Source organism: Deinococcus sp., from assembly GCF_030523985.1.
In the GTDB taxonomy this organism is placed as follows: Bacteria; Deinococcota; Deinococci; order Deinococcales; family Deinococcaceae; genus Deinococcus.
The window spans coordinates 2,337-3,412 of record NZ_JAUNHK010000169.1; the positions used below are offsets into that span (position 1 = coordinate 2,337).

Sequence of the window (1,076 nt, forward strand, 5' to 3'; positions counted from 1 at the left end):
CTGGGGCTGGTCGCCACCGACCTGGGCAACTACCGCGAGGCCGCCAGTTTCTACCGCCAGAGTCTGAAATTGGCCCGCGAGCACCGCGACCTGGCGGGAATCGCCCGAACCCTCAACAACATGGCGCTGATGTGGTCGCGCCTGGGCCAGACCGAGCGGGCACTGGACGACCTGTCGCAGGCACAGGAACTGTTTTTGCGGGTTCAGCATCCGGTGCACACCTTCGTGGTGGCCTTCAACCTCATCTGGGCCTTGATTCAGCTCCGGCACTACGAGCGGGCGTCCACCATCTGCACCATCTACCTCTCGCTGGCCGAAGAGCACGACCTGCCCGGCCGTTTTCTCGAAATCCTCTGTGCCCAGGCTGCCTGCCAAGCGGGATTGGGCCGCCGCAAAGAGGCCCTACGCACCATCGCCGAGGCTCAGCGTATCGAGCGCGAGCACCCCGAGTACGGCGGTGACACCACCAACGCCCTGCTGCTGGGGCTGGCGTGCGCCGACCTGGGAGACACCGAGCGGGCCATCCACTTTCTTCAGCAGGCCGTGCAGTACGCCCTGAATCCCGTCAACCTCGACATGCTGGCCCAGGCCCACCTCGCCCTGTCGCGCCTGCACCACCAGCAGGGCGACCACGCCGCCGCCTACGACCATTCCTGGGCCTATTTCTCGGTGCGCGAACAGATGTTTCCGCTGAGCCTGATGACCGACACCGACGACCTGGGCTGAACCGGGCCACCCTGGCCCCCCAAAGGAGCAACCATGAAAACCGCCAACTTTATCGCCAACGGGCGCACCCTGAAGGGCGAACTGAGAAGGGACGGCTTGCTGTACGACGCAGCGGGCGTGGCCCACCACCCGGACGACGTGCAGTTCCTGCTGCCGCTGAGGCCCGGCAAAGTCATCGCGCTGGCGCTGAATTATGGCGACCATGTGAAGGAACTGGGCTTCTCCGCGCCGCCCGAACCCGTGATGTTCCTCAAGCCCAACACCAGCCTGCTGCCGCACCGGGGCACCGTCATTTATCCGCGCGGCGCGAAGTACATGCACTACGAGTGCGAACTCGGCATCGTCATCGG

2 protein-coding genes are annotated in these 1,076 nt (G+C 65.2%); both read left to right on the plus strand.

Going from position 1 to position 1,076, the window contains the following annotated elements:
• The coding region (locus Q4C89_RS14435) for a tetratricopeptide repeat protein (protein ID WP_303103321.1) at positions 1-726 on the plus strand (726 nt) is incomplete at its 5' end.
• A 33-nt stretch (positions 727-759) separates the two neighbouring features.
• A partial coding sequence (locus Q4C89_RS14440) for a fumarylacetoacetate hydrolase family protein (protein WP_303103322.1) occupies positions 760-1,076 on the plus strand: 317 nt, incomplete at its 3' end.